The sequence below is a fragment of the Cupriavidus sp. a3 genome (assembly GCF_051015765.1).
In the GTDB taxonomy this organism is placed as follows: domain Bacteria; phylum Pseudomonadota; class Gammaproteobacteria; order Burkholderiales; family Burkholderiaceae; genus Cupriavidus; species Cupriavidus oxalaticus_A.
In genome coordinates this window covers 1103513-1116915 of sequence record NZ_CP170644.1, presented here as the reverse complement: position 1 = coordinate 1116915, position 13403 = coordinate 1103513, and the positions used below count along the sequence as shown (strand labels likewise).

Below are 13403 nucleotides of genomic sequence, written 5' to 3'. Positions count from 1 at the left end.
TGGAACCATGAGCCTTACCCCTGACACCACCGTGCTGCTGGTCCCCGGCCTGCGCGACCACGTTGCCGAGCACTGGCAGACCCTGCTCCAGGCACAGTTGCCCAACGCGCGCTCGGTGCCGCCGCTCGAGCACGACAAGCTCAGCCGCGATGCCCGCGTTGCCGCGCTGGACGCCGCACTGGCCGAGATCGACGGTCCGGTCGTGCTGGTCGCGCACAGCGCCGGCGTCATGATCACCGCGCACTGGGCTGCGCATGCGGCCGCACATTCGGCTGCAGAAAACCGCCGCAAGATCCGCGGCGCACTGCTGGCCACGCCCGCCGACCTGGAAACCCCAATGCCGGCCGGCTACCCGGACACCGCCACGCTGGCGCAGCACGGCTGGCTGCCCATTCCCAGGAGCCCGCTGCCCTTCCCGACCATCCTCGCTGCCAGCCGCAACGATCCGCTGGCGACCTACCCGCGCGCCGCCGAAATGGCCAGCGACTGGGGCAGCAAGCTGGTCGACCTGGGCGAAGTCGGCCACCTCAATCCCGCCGCGGGCTACGGCCCATGGCCGCGCGCGACCGCGTTGATCGATGAGTTGCTGCGCGCCGGCTGATCCAGCGCATTGATTTGTAGTACCCGGCAATACCAAACGAGACGGAAATATCCGCATCCCAAAAACCAAAGGAAACAAGTGGAGAAACAATCCATGAAGATCAGGACCCTGGCTGCAGCCGCAGCGCTTGCCTGCTCGGGCAGCGCCCTCGCGCAGTCATCGACCGTCACGCTGTATGGCGTGGTGGACATCAACGTCGAATACGCCAACCATGTTGGCGCGGTGCCGGTGGCGAGCAACCAGTTCAACCGCGGCCCGGCAAACGACGTGTACCGCATGAACTCGGGTGGCATCTCCGGCTCGCGCTGGGGCATGCGCGGCACCGAGGATCTCGGCGGCGGCCTGAAAGGGCTGTTCGTGCTGGAAAGCGGCTTTAACCTCGATACCGGCACGATGCAGCAAAGCAACCGCCTGTTCGGCCGCCAGGCCTTCGTCGGCCTGCAGAAGGCAGGCATCGGCCAGATCAGCCTGGGCCGCCAGTACACCTCGATGTTCGAGGCGCTGGCGAACTTCTCGCCGGCGGCCTACGCCACCCAGTACGAGCCGGTGGTGCTGCAGTCCGGCCCGAACTTCCGCGCTGACAACACCGTCAAGTACACCGGCCAGTTCGGCCCGGTCACCGCGCTGGCGCACTGGTCCTTCGGCACCGGCCTGGCCCTGCCGGCGACCGTGGGCATTGCCACGCCGATCGGCGGCAACGGCGAAGTGCCCGGGCAGTTCCGGCGCGACACCGCGTGGGGCGCCGCGGTGGCCTACCAGGGCGGCCCGTTCGGCGTGACCGTCGGCTACGACCAGTGGAACCCGACCATCGGCACCAGCAACGGCGAGGTCAAGAAGGCCGTGGTCGGCGCGAGCTATTCGTATGGCCCGGCAAAGATCATGGGCGGCTATCGCTGGGGCCAGAACAAGAACGCCGCGGACGTGGTGATCCAGCGCGACGATTTCTACTGGATCGGCGGCACCTACCAGGTCACCCCGGCCATCGGCCTGACGCTCGAATACGCCTACGACAACGTCAAGACCCTGTATGGCGATACCCATGTCCCCAACCCGTGGCAGGTCGCCTTCATCGCCAACTACGCGTTCTCCAAGCGCACCGACGTGTACCTGACCACGGCCTACGCCAAGAATGCCGGCCTGATGATGGAATCGCTGGCTACGGTCTACGCCAACAGCCTGTCACTGGGCAACAGCTACGCGCTGGCCAACGGGCAGAGCAACATGTTCGGCGCGGCAGTGGGCATCCGCCACAAGTTCTGACAACGCGTCTCGCGGCATCGATCCCGCAAGCGATGCTCTTTGCGGCCGCCCGGTCTTTCCGGGACGGCCGATTTTTTTTGGGACGGTGGAAATGCGGCGTGCGCCAGGCGCACGCCGCCGCTATCGGCGCAGGAAGCCGTGGACGATGCCGGCCGCATGCTCCGGCCCGGTCACCAGGAAGAGGTGGCCATCATCGACCATCTGCAGCGTCGAGCCAGGGATGCGGGCGGCCAGGATCCTGGCATTGACCGCGGGAACGATCGGATCGTCGGTGCCGTGCATGACCAGCGTGGGCTGGCGCAGCGAGCCCAGCCACGGCAGGCTGCTCCAGCCCCATGCCGCGAGCAGCTGGTAAAGATAGCCGCGCCCGGCCGGCGGCTGCATGTGCTGGCCGTGTTCGTCGAGCAGGGAAGGATCACGTCGAAAAGCGCCGCCGTAGAGGTCGGCGCCGACGCGGCGCAGGTATTGCGGGTCGGTATAGCGGCGCACGCCGATCATCCTGGCAAGCACCGACAGGCGGCCCGGCACCATGATCACGCCGGGCGACGTGGCCGCCAGCACCAGGCGCCGGCACCGCGACGAATAAAGACGGGCGAACTCCTGCGCCAGCGCCCCGCCCCACGACACCCCCAGCGCATCGACCTGGCCCGTATAGCCGAGATACGACAGCAGGCGGTCGGCGAGCACGCAAAGACTGGAAAAACGGTACGGCACCATCGGCGCGGGCGAGCCGCCGGCGCCGGGAACGTCGAATAGAATGACTTCGATGCCCGGCAGGGCATCGACAAAGGGGGCGAGCAGTTCGAGATTGGCGCCGATGCCGTTGAATATCAGCAGCGGCGGTCCGGCATCGCTGCCGGGCCGGATGCCGGCACGCACGACCTGGCCGTCCAGGTCCACGGTCAGCACCTGCAGCTTTTGGCCGGCATGCGTGCCGGTGTCTGTTGTTGTCATCAGCTTGTCCTGGAGAGTTTGCGCACGGGCATGGCCGGCGCGCGGCCATGCCCGCCGCAATTTATTGCTTCGGGCGCAGAATCCCCTTCACCTCCTCGACGTTCTCGGCAAGGCGGCGTCCGACCACGGAAATGCTGTCCGCCTGCGCCTTGTACAGCGTGTCGGTCAGGCCGCGCACGCCGGCAACGGCCTTCTGCAGCGAGCGCGGCAGGGCTTCCGCCAGCTTCACGGGCGCCTTGCCATCGACGGCCTGGCCGCCGCGCGACAGCGCCTGCAGATCGGCGGCGGCATCGCACAGGAACTCTGCCTGCTGGCGCACCAGCGATTGCAGGCCTCCGAGCAGCATGACGTTGACGCTGGCGAGCGCCTCGATGTCCTTGCGGCGCGATTCCAGGACCGCGGCCGGGTCCAGGCGGTTGTTGCGCACGAAGTCGAGCAGCTTCTTGTGCGGGGCTTGCGCGGCCGATGTGCCTGCGGTGTTGGTCGATTCCATATTGCTTTCTCCTGAAGGTTGGGTTGGGAAATTCAGATCGCGATGTTGGGTACTGCGATGTTGCGGTGTTGCGATGTTGCGGCGTCTCGCCATGCGCGCTACGCCTCGGTCACATAGCGGCCCGGCGCTTCGCCGCAGGGGGCGAAACGCAGGCTGCCGGGGGCCGCGGGCGCGTTGCGCTTCGGGCCGGAGCGCTTCTTCAGCCACTGGGTCCAATGCTCCCACCACGAGCCCTGCTCGGCGGTGGCGCCGTCCAGCCAGCTTTCGGGGTTCGCATCGGGCGTACCGCTGCGGAAATACTTCGACTTGGCATTGCCGGGCGGATTGACCAGGCTTTGCACGTGGCCGCTGGAACTCAGCACGAACTCGGTGCGCCCGCCGAACGCCTGCGCCGAGCGGTACACCGCCTTCCACGGCGTGATGTGGTCGGTCATGCCCGCCAGCACGTACTTGTCGCAGTCCACGTCGGACAGCGAAATGGCGTGGCCGAGCACCTGCAGCGCACCCGGCGTGGCGAGCTGGTTCAGCGTCAGCATGTCCAGGAATTGGCCATGCAGGCCGGCCGGCAGGCGCGTGGTGTCGTTGTTCCAGTAGAGGACGTCGAACGCGGGCGGCGCATTGCCGAGCAGGTAGTTGTTGACCCAGTAGTTCCACACCAGGTCGTTGGGCCGCAGCCACGCAAACACCCGGCCCAGCGCCTCGCCATCGAGCACGCCACGCGACGCGCTGCCGTGCCGCGCCGCCGTGACCGCCTCGGGCGTGCTGAACAGCCCGAGCTGCGACTCGGCATCGAGGCCGAACACCGCCACCATCAGCGTGACGGCGTGCACGAGCTTCTCGCCACTGGCGGCGCAATAGCCCAGCAGCGCCGCCATCGTCATCGCGCCGGAGCAGGCGCCATGCACGTTGACATCGGCACTGCCGGTGATGTCGCGCATCGCATGGATCGCCTCGACCAGCGCGCCGACATAGGTATCGAGATTCCAGTCGCGCTGTGCCGCCGTGGGGTTGCGCCAGCTGACCACGAAGACCTGCAGTCCCTGGGCCAGCATGTACTCCACCATGCTCTTGCCAGGCGCAAGGTCGAACACGTAGAACTTGTTGACCTGCGGCGGCACGATCAGCTGGGGCCGCGCATGCACTTTCGCGGTGGTCGGGGCGTACTGGATCAGCTCCAGCACCTCGTTGCGGAACACCACCGCGCCAGGCGTGGCAGCCAGGTTCGTGCCGACGCTGAACGCATCCTTGTCGACCTGTGCGGGCATGCCGCCGTTGGTCAGCACATCGCTGGCCAGGTTGATCATGCCGCTGACCAGGTTCATGCCGCACGACTCGAAGGTCTTGCGCAGCGCCGCCGGGTTGCCTGCCAGGGTGTTGGTCGGTGCCAGCGCGTCGGTCAGCAGCGACATGAAGTATTGCGCGCGATGCTTGCTGCGCGGATCCATCACCGAACGCCGCACCGTGCCCTCGAGCGCGTCGCGCCAGGCCTGGTAGCCCTGCAGCGACATGCGGAACAGCGGATGGTCGCGCCAGGCGTCGTCGCCGAACCGGCGGTCGCGCGCCGACGGCATCGGTGCCGAGCCGTCCAGCACGCTGACCAGGTCATGGGTGAGCTGCGCCTGCTGCTCGAGCACCAGCACCGGCTCCTGCACGCACTGCGCGCCGATCTGCTGGGCGGCCGTGATGAGATCCTCGGGACGGATCCCGACAAAGGGATTGGGTCCTGCCAGAAAATCGGTGGGCGCCTCCATGGTGGCTGCATTTGTCATACTGCTCTCCTGTCTCTTTCTTTCCTGCTTCTGCTTTTGCTTCCGCTGTTACCGTTTCATGCCATGACAAGCGCCAGGGCTTCGGCCACCATCGCCGGCTTGGCTTCGCCCTCGATCTCCATCGTGTTTTCCGTGCGCAGCAGCACGCGGCCGTCGCCCTTGTTGTCGGCCGACACCAGCCTGACGCGATTGCGCACGCGCGCCCCGGCCTTCACCGGCGCGAGGAAGCGCGTCTTCTCCACGCCATAGTTGACCGCAGCGCGCGCATCCGCCGGCACCACGCCCATGTCGACCAGCTTCCCTGCCACCAGGGACAGCGTCAGGTAGCCGTGGGCGATGGTGCCGCCGAACGGGCTTTCGCGGCGCGCGCGCTCCACGTCGACGTGGATCCACTGGCTGTCGCCGGTGCATTGCGCGAATGCATCGATGCGCGCCTGGTCCACTTCCATCCACGCCGAAACGCCGAGTTCCTTGCCGACGAATGCGCCGAGCGTGCCCATGCTGTAACCTTCGATTGCCATATGCCTCCTTGCTTGCTTTGGCGTCCGTGCATGCCGACCGTGTCGGCGCACGCATGTTTGTACTGCCGCATCGTAGTGGTGCGGCGCGCAAACACGGCTACCAAAACCGGCCCATTTGCTGACAATGCTTGCCGCTTTGCAGGGCCGTGGCACGGCGTGCGCGCAATGCGCTTCCGCGGGCGCACCGAATGGCAGGATTTGTCAGTCGCGCGGCCGGCATTGCCAGCACCGTTGCTGCGCTAAGGCGTGCGGCGGTAGGTGTTTGGCGTGCTGCCGGTCCAGTGCCGGAAGGCGCGGTGGAAGGCAGTCGGATTGTCGAAACCCACGTCGAAGGCAATGGCCGTGATCGCGTCATCGGAGCGGGTCAGGCGCTGGATGGCAATGTCGCGCCGCACGCCGTCCTTGATCGCCTGGAAGGTGGTGCCCTCCGCGGACAGCCGGCGGCAGAGCGTGCGCACCGAGCAGTGCAGCGCCGCCGCCACGGCTTCGATGGTCGGCGCTACCGGCAGGCAATCCGCCACGTACTGCCTGACGCGATGACAGGTCATGGGCTCGGCAAACGTGACAAAGATCCAGTCCTCGGGCGCGCGTGCCAGGAATTTCTCAAGGTCGGACTTGCGTTGCCGCACCGGCATGTCGAGGAATGCCGCGTCGAAGGCAATGCCGCCGCGCTCGCAGCCGAAATGCACCGGGCCGGGAAACAGGTAGAGATGGTCACTCGCCTGCGCGGGGCGCGCTGACGGCAGCTGCACCGCCTGCAGCGGGATCTTGTGGCGGATCAGCCATGACGCCACGCCATGCACCAGCTTCAGCATCAGCTCGCGTGCCATAGGGCCCACGGCCGGACCGGCCACTGCCTCCACCAGTTCCACATGCGCGGCACTGCCTTCGCGCCGCGACTCCACGCGGAACTCATCCAGCAGCAGCCGGAAGAACTGCCCGAAGCGATGCAGCGCGACTTCGAGCCGTGGCGCATCCAGCAAGCTCAGGCACAGGTACTTGAGCGTGCCGTTGCGCAGCGGACGGCTGAAGATGCCGGGCATCTCATCGTCGAGCTCGTGCGCCAGCAGCCGGTACAAGGTCGAGAACTGCTCCTGCGTCACGCGTGCCGCGGGCTCGTCCATCAGCTCCGTGGCAATGCCGGAACGCGCCGCCAGCTGCGCGATCAGCGCAGGATCGGCACCGGGCAGGAAGCCATGGACGAAGGAAACCGGGACGGTGGGGGACAGGCAATTCACTTGAAAAACCGGCATCGGATGCCGCGGGTGGGAGACGAAAATACGGCGCGTCTGCGCCATCGCCCCGACACTGTGCAACGTTGCCCCGGCCGCGCACATCGTGTTTTCCCTGACTGTCCCGAAATGTCAAGCGATCGTCCCGGATCGTCAAATTGCTTCATGCCGTTCGCCGATACTTCAGGCCATCGAATGACGATGAAAACAGGCCGACGGAACGCGAACCAGCAGGTTCTGCCCGGACCGCCTGCCGACAACACCCAGGAGCAACAGCATGCAATTCCTCGACGATTCCCTGCACCCCGAGAACATGGACAAGGTGGTCATCACCGTGGCGCCGTACGGTCCGGAATGGATGCCGGCAGATTTCCCGGAAGACATCCCCGTGACCATGGAAGAGCAGGTGCAGAAGGCCGTCGACTGCTATAACGCCGGCGCCACCGTGCTGCACCTGCACGTGCGCGAACTGGATGGCAAGGGTTCCAAGCGCCTGTCGAAGTTCAACGAGCTGATCGCCGGCGTGCGCGCAGCCGTGCCCGACATGATCATCCAGGTCGGCGGCTCGATCTCGTTCGCGCCGGAAGACGACGGCCAGGCCGCCAAGTGGCTGTCGGACGACACCCGCCACATGCTGGCCGAACTGGACCCGAAGCCGGACCAGGTCACCGTGGCGATCAACACCACGCAGATGAACATCATGGAGCTGCTGTACCCGGAATACACCGCGGGTACCTCGCTGTCCCATCCGGCCTACGTCGAAGCTTATCGCGAAATGACCGTGCCGGCCGGCCCGGGCTGGGTGGAAGAGCACCTGCGCCGCTTGAGCAACGCTGGCGTCCAGCCGCACTTCCAGCTGACCGGCATGCACGCCCTCGAAACCCTCGAGCGGATGGTGCGCGCCGGCAAGTACATGGGCCCGCTGAACCTGACCTGGATCGGCATCGGCGGCGGCTTCGACGGTCCCAACCCGTTCAACTTCTTCAACTTCATCCACCGCGCGCCCAACGGCTGCACGCTGACCGCCGAGTCGCTGCTGAAGAACGTGCTGCCGTTCAACATGATGGCGATGGCGATGGGCCTGCACCCGCGCTGCGGCATCGAGGACACGATCATCGACCAGCACGGCAACCGCATGACCTCGGTGCAGCAGATCGAGCAATGCGTGCGGGTGGCCAAGGAACTGGGCCGCGAGATCGCCTCGGGCAAGGAAGCGCGCGAGATCTACCGCATCGACACCTGGTACGACAGCGCCGAGGAAACCCTTGCGGCGCACGGCATGGCGCCCAACCGCAAGCCCGGGCAGAAGAACCTGCCGGTGCGCGCCTGACGCGCATCGCCCGGCCGCGGGGCGTCCCGCCCCGGCCGGGCATCGGCGCCCCGCGCGCCTGCCCGAACCACAACACCGCTGAAGCCATGAATCCTGCCCCCGCCGTCGCCAATCCGTGCCTCAACATCTGCCGCCTGGACGTGGCCGGCAAGTATTGCCAGGGCTGCGGCAGGACCCCGCTGGAAATCGGCACCTGGGACCGGATGACCGAGGCCCGGCGCGCCGAGGTGCTGGCCGAGCTGCCCGCCCGCCAGCCCTGGCGCCGCGCGCAAGCCGCGTCCGCCCCCTGATTCCCCTCGCCCGCCGCCAGGCACGCATGCGGCGGCGGGCGCCATCAAGCTGCTGCCATGACCCACCCCACGACGCTTACGGTCGATGCCTACTTCGACCTGATCTGCCCCTGGTGCATGATCGGCAAGAAGCACCTCGAAACCGCCATTGAATGGCTCGCCCGGGAGTACCCGAAAGTTGCCGTCCGGGTCGCCTGGCACTCTTATCCGCTGATCCCGACCACGCCACCGGAGGGCAGACCCTACCGCGAGTTCTACCTCGCGCGGCTGGGAGGCCCCGAGGCCATGGCCGCGCGCCAGGCGCAAGTCTGCGCTGCCGCGCGCGAAGCCGGCATCACGCTGGCGCTGGATCGCATCGAGACCTTTCCCAGCACGCTGCTGGCCCACCGGCTGGTCCGCCACGCCGTCAGGCAAGCCGGCCCCGAGGCCGCTTCGGCGCTGCTGGACGAGCTGTTCACGCGCTACTTCATCCGCGCCGAGAACATCGGCGATCCGCAAGTCCTGCGGCGCGCCGCGGCAGCCTGCGGCATCGCACTGCCTGACGCAGGCGCCGACGGCGACCTGCCCGATCTGGACTGGCTGCCCCCGCTGCACGACCCGGACGCCCCGCCGCTGCGCACCGGCTTCGGCGTGCCGCATGTGGTGTTCAACGGCACGCACAGCGTGTCGGGCGCCCGGCCGCCTTCGGTGCTGGTCGAAGCCATGCAGCGGGCCCTTGCGCGCGCGAAGCAGCGCGCCACGCTCGCTGCCGGCTGAAGCTCCCCCGCCGGTATTCAAACCGGCGCGCGCCCCCATCTCTTCAACCTGAGCCCATGACCATCCCGACAAGAAGGCTGGCATGGGCAAGTTTCATCTCATATCTTTAAACGGAGACAACCATGCCAACCCGCCCCACCCTGTTCCGTCCCCGCCACGCCGCGGTTGCCGCCATGCTGGCACTGGCGATGCCGGCCGCGATGGCCTGGACCAGCAAGCCCGTGCGCATGCTGGTGCCGGCGCCTGCCGGCGGCACCATGGACGTGATCGCACGCCTGCTGGCCGACCAGCTTTCGGCCGACCTCGGCACGCCCGTGGTGGTCGACAACAAGCCGGGCGCCGGCGGCGGCATCGCGATTAGCGCGATGCTGGCCGCGCCGCCCGACGGCCAGACCATCATGGTGACCGCGACCAACGTGCTGACCGAAGTGCCGCACGTGCTGAAGACTCCCTACAACACCATGAAGGACATCCGCCCGCTGGCCGCCGTGGCCCGCTCGCGGCTGCTGCTGGTGGGCTCGCCGACGCTGCCCGCCAAGGACTTCAACGGCCTGGTGAGCTACGCGCGTGCCAACCCCGGCAAGCTCAGCTTCGCTTCCTACAGCGCCGGCACCGCTTCGCACTACGCGGGCGTGATCGTGAACCAGAAGTCCGGCATGGACCTGCAGCACGTGCCGTTCGCCGGCTCGGCGCCAGCGCTGGCCCAGGTGATGGGCGGCCAGATCGCCGTGATGTACGACGGCATGGTGACGTCGCTGCCGATGATCAAGGCGGGCAAGCTGCAGCCGTACGCCGTGGCATCGAAGAACCGCTCGCCGCTGCTGCCGCAGGTGCCGACCTTCGCCGAACTGGGCTATCCCGATGTGGAGTTCAGCAACTGGGTCGGCGTGATCGCATCGGCGCGCGTGCCGGTCGAACTGGCGCAGAAGATCCAGACCGCGACCTACAAGGCCGCGGCGACACCCAAGGTGCAGGAGCGGATGCAGGCGCTGAGCTATGAGCCGATGCAGCCACAGTCGCTGCAGCAGCTCGGGCAGTCGCTGCACGAAGAGTTCGAGCGCAATGGCGCGATTGTGAAGGCGTTCAATATCCAGCCTTGATCGGGCGCTTTTGTTCCACTGGTTTGCTTCCCTTTCCCATAAATGGGAGAGAGGAGAAAGCACTGCCGGCACCAGGCTTCGTCGCACCCACACGCCTCCCTCGGGAGGCGTTTCTCATGTGTGCCGAGCATGCCCAACAGCTCGGTGGTGCAGGTCCCCTATCCAACCTGATGGTGGTGAAGGATTAGCGAAGCGCAAGGGCTCCACCGTGAGGTGGGGTCTGAAGGAAGCGTGGAGCAAAGCCACGACCTGACGAACAGAAATCAGATACGAGGCCTGGTACCTGAAGTCGCACTGGGCTGGGCTACTTCGGCTTCAGTGAGTGGCCAAGCGTGCTGCGCGATCTCGAGTGCTGGCTGCGCCGGCGCTTGCGCTGCTTCCTCCGCTTGCGCGAGAGAGGGTGAGGGCAGGCGCATGGCAAGCATCGCTGCCGGCACCAGGCTTCGTCAGCCCCCGCACGCCTTTCTCGGGAGGCGTTTCTACTTGCCGGCGAAAGCGCGTCGCCCTTTCGCAAGCTCAACAAAAAAAAAGCGCCAGTCCCCGCCCGAGGACTGGCGCCAAGCTCCTTACCTTCCCTTTCAGGCTACGTCTTCCCGCAGCTGCTTCTTGTTGATCTTGCCCACGCTGGTCTTCGGGATCGCCTCGACGAACGTGATGCGGTCGGCTTCAGGCACCGCGTACTTGCTGATGCGCTGCGATTCGACGTGGCCCAGCAGGTGCGCGCGGACCTGTTCCGCATTCACCTCCACGCCCGGCTTGCGTACCACGAACGCCATCGGCCGCTCGCCCCACCTGGCGTCGGGGACACCGATCACCGCGCATTCCAGCACGCCTGGCACTTCGGTGATCAGATTCTCCACCTCGATCGACGACACCCACTCGCCGCCGGTCTTGATCACGTCCTTGATGCGGTCGACGATCTGCACGAAGCCGTCCTGCCCCATCACCGCGACGTCCTGCGTGTGCAGGTAGCCGCCGGCCCACAGGTCTTCCGATGCCGCCGGCTTGCCGAAGTACGCCTTGGTCAGGAACGGCGCACGCAGCACGATCTCGCCGCGGCTCTTGCCGTCGTGCGGCAGGTCCTGCATGTCTTCGCTGACGATGCGGTAGTCCACCAGCGTCACCGGGCGGCCGGTGGAGCAGCGCATGCGCACTTCTTCGGCACGGTCCTTCGGCACGCACCCGGGCGGCAGCTGCGCCAGCGACACGATCGGGCCGGTCTCCGACATGCCGTAGCCGGCGAAGATGTCGATGCCGCGATCCAGGGCCGCCTCGCACAGCGCGGGCGGCAACGCCGAGCCACCGATGATGATCTTCCAGCCCGACAGGTCCGGCTTGCCGTCGGCGGAGGCCTGCAGCAGCATCTGCAGGATGGTTGGCACGCAGTGCGAGAAAGTGACCTTCTCGGTCTCGCGCAATTTCAGCAGCTGGTCGGGCAGGTAGCGGCCCGGCAGCACCGTGCGCAGCCCGAGCATCACGGCGACATACGGGATGCCCCATGCCAGCACGTGGAACATCGGCGTGATCGGCATGTAGACATCTTCACGATGCATGCGCTGTCCTTCGCGCGGCGAGCACAGGCTCGTCGCCGACGCCAGCGTGTGCAGCACGATCTCGCGGTGGCTGTAGCAGACACCCTTCGGATCGCCGGTGGTGCCGGTGGTATAGAAGGTGGCGGCCTTGGTGTTCTCGTCGAAATCCGCGAACTCGAAGTCCGCGGGCGCATGCTCCAGCAGCGCCTCGTACTCGCCGGCGAACGGCACGCTGGACTTCGGCACGTCCTGGCCATCGGCCAGCAGCACGAAGCGCGGGTTGCCGGTGAGCTGCGGGCGGATCTGCTCGATCACCGGCAGGAAATCCGGGTGCACCAGCACGATCGCGGCGCCTGCATCGTTGAGCGTGTAGAGGATCTGCTGGGGCGACAGCCGCACATTGACGGTGAACAGCGTGGCGCCCATCATCGGTACGCCGAAATAGCATTCCAGGTAGCGGTGGCTGTCCCAGTCCATCACGGCCACGGTGCTGCCGTGGCGGATGTCCAGCGCAGCCAGCGCAGACGCCAGCTTGCCGATGCGGCGGCGGAAATCGCGGAAGGTGTAGCGCATTTCGCCGCGGTAGCTGATCTCCTGGTCGCCATAGAGGCTCAGGGCATTGGTCAGCAGCTGCTTGACCAGCAGCGGATAGGCGTAGGCCGACTTGGCCGGCGTGATCAGGTTGTCTTGCATGTTCATTCGCTCGAATCCAGGGTTCAGTACGGCCTGGTGCCGATGATGCCGGCCCGCTCCATCTTGCGGTGGCACGGCGGATAATCCATCACAGCATAGTGCTGCGTCGCGGTGTTGTCCCAGATCGCCACGCTGTCGGGCGCCCAGCGCCAGCGCACCTGGTACTCGGGGATGTACGCCTGGCTTACCAGGTAGCGCAGCAGGTCGGCGGCGCCCGGGTTGGCGTCCTGCCCGAAGCGCACGCGCGCGGCGGTGTGGTAGTTGGTGAAGTGCGTGGTGAAGGCGTTGACGTAAAGCACCTTCTCGCCGGTGTCCGGGTGCGTGCGCACCACCGGATGCTCGGCATCGGGATACTGCGCCTTCAGCGCCAGGCGCTTCTCGACCGGCATGGCGGCGCCGAAGCTCGCTTCGATGCTATGGCGCGCGCGCAGGTCGGCGATCTGCGTCTTGATGTGCTCGGGCAGCCGTTCGTAAGCCAGCGCCATGTTCGCCCACATGGTGTCGCCGCCAACCGGCGGGCATTCCACGCAGCGCAGCACCGCGCCGAACTGCGGCGCCTCGCGCCACGTGGTGTCGGAGTGCCAGGCGTTCTCGTAGCGGTCGTTGGGCTGGTCGGGCGTCTTGTAGATGCGCACCAGGCCGGGGTGTTCCGGGTCGCTGCCGGCCACCGGATGGTCTTCCAGTTCGCCGAAGCGGCTGGCGAAGGCGACATGCTCGGCCCGGCTGAACTTCTGGTCGCGCAGGAACAGCACGCGGTGCTGCAGCAGCAACGCGCGGATCTCGGCGAACAGGCCGTCGTCGCGCACGGCATCGGCCAGGTTGACGCCGCTCAGTTCGGCGCCCAGCGCGCAGGTGAGTTGTTGGACTCGCAT

Annotated in this window: 13 protein-coding genes; 6 read left to right on the top strand and 7 right to left on the bottom strand. The window is 66.9% G+C overall.

Going from position 1 to position 13403, the window contains the following annotated elements:
- Window positions 1-7: 7 nt before the first annotated feature.
- Window positions 8-601 (top strand): RBBP9/YdeN family alpha/beta hydrolase, encoded by a 594-nt coding sequence (locus tag ACAD63_RS26905; protein WP_434034634.1) that lies wholly within the window; start codon window positions 8-10, stop codon window positions 599-601.
- 93 nt (window positions 602-694) lie between these two features.
- Window positions 695-1861: a porin gene (locus ACAD63_RS26900; protein ID WP_133094629.1), complete on the top strand. Its 1167-nt coding sequence runs from the start codon at window positions 695-697 to the stop codon at window positions 1859-1861.
- A 120-nt stretch (window positions 1862-1981) separates the two neighbouring features.
- Here ACAD63_RS26900 and phaZ read toward each other — a convergent pair whose 3' ends face one another.
- The 5 genes from phaZ to ACAD63_RS26875 form a co-directional block, all read right to left on the bottom strand.
- Entirely contained in the window at window positions 1982-2815 is an 834-nt protein-coding gene (gene phaZ / locus ACAD63_RS26895; protein WP_133094628.1) for a poly(3-hydroxyalkanoate) depolymerase, read from the bottom strand.
- A gap of 61 nt (window positions 2816-2876) precedes the next feature.
- Complete coding sequence (locus ACAD63_RS26890; RefSeq protein ID WP_135702731.1) at window positions 2877-3308, bottom strand: phasin family protein; 432 nt, start codon at window positions 3306-3308, stop codon at window positions 2877-2879.
- A gap of 98 nt (window positions 3309-3406) precedes the next feature.
- Window positions 3407-5077, bottom strand: a complete 1671-nt coding sequence (locus ACAD63_RS26885) for an alpha/beta fold hydrolase (protein ID WP_434034633.1) — start codon at window positions 5075-5077, stop codon at window positions 3407-3409.
- Between the two features lie 56 nt (window positions 5078-5133).
- Window positions 5134-5598 carry a MaoC family dehydratase gene (locus tag ACAD63_RS26880; protein ID WP_434034632.1) on the bottom strand — a complete coding sequence of 155 codons (465 nt, stop codon included), beginning with the start codon at window positions 5596-5598 and terminating at the stop codon, window positions 5134-5136.
- A gap of 239 nt (window positions 5599-5837) precedes the next feature.
- Entirely contained in the window at window positions 5838-6851 is a 1014-nt protein-coding gene (locus ACAD63_RS26875; RefSeq protein ID WP_133094624.1) for an AraC family transcriptional regulator, read from the bottom strand.
- Window positions 6852-7107: 256 nt separating this feature from the next.
- Between ACAD63_RS26875 and ACAD63_RS26870 the strand changes: the two genes are divergently transcribed.
- The 4 genes from ACAD63_RS26870 to ACAD63_RS26855 all read left to right on the top strand — a co-directional run bounded on the left by ACAD63_RS26870 (window position 7108) and on the right by ACAD63_RS26855 (window position 10306).
- Window positions 7108-8160, top strand: coding sequence for a 3-keto-5-aminohexanoate cleavage protein (locus ACAD63_RS26870; RefSeq protein ID WP_434034631.1), 1053 nt, complete (start codon window positions 7108-7110; stop codon window positions 8158-8160).
- Between the two features lie 86 nt (window positions 8161-8246).
- On the top strand, window positions 8247-8450 hold the full coding sequence (locus ACAD63_RS26865; protein ID WP_133094622.1) for a DUF1289 domain-containing protein: 204 nt from the start codon (window positions 8247-8249) through the stop codon (window positions 8448-8450).
- 57 nt (window positions 8451-8507) lie between these two features.
- Window positions 8508-9206: a DsbA family oxidoreductase gene (locus ACAD63_RS26860; RefSeq protein WP_133094621.1), complete on the top strand. Its 699-nt coding sequence runs from the start codon at window positions 8508-8510 to the stop codon at window positions 9204-9206.
- A 122-nt stretch (window positions 9207-9328) separates the two neighbouring features.
- Window positions 9329-10306: a tripartite tricarboxylate transporter substrate binding protein gene (locus ACAD63_RS26855; RefSeq protein WP_133094620.1), complete on the top strand. Its 978-nt coding sequence runs from the start codon at window positions 9329-9331 to the stop codon at window positions 10304-10306.
- 578 nt (window positions 10307-10884) lie between these two features.
- Here ACAD63_RS26855 and ACAD63_RS26850 read toward each other — a convergent pair.
- Window positions 10885-12531, bottom strand: a complete 1647-nt coding sequence (locus ACAD63_RS26850) for a fatty acid--CoA ligase (protein WP_133094751.1) — start codon at window positions 12529-12531, stop codon at window positions 10885-10887.
- A 23-nt stretch (window positions 12532-12554) separates the two neighbouring features.
- Window positions 12555-13403 carry a TauD/TfdA dioxygenase family protein gene (locus ACAD63_RS26845; RefSeq protein ID WP_135702733.1) on the bottom strand — a complete coding sequence of 283 codons (849 nt, stop codon included), beginning with the start codon at window positions 13401-13403 and terminating at the stop codon, window positions 12555-12557.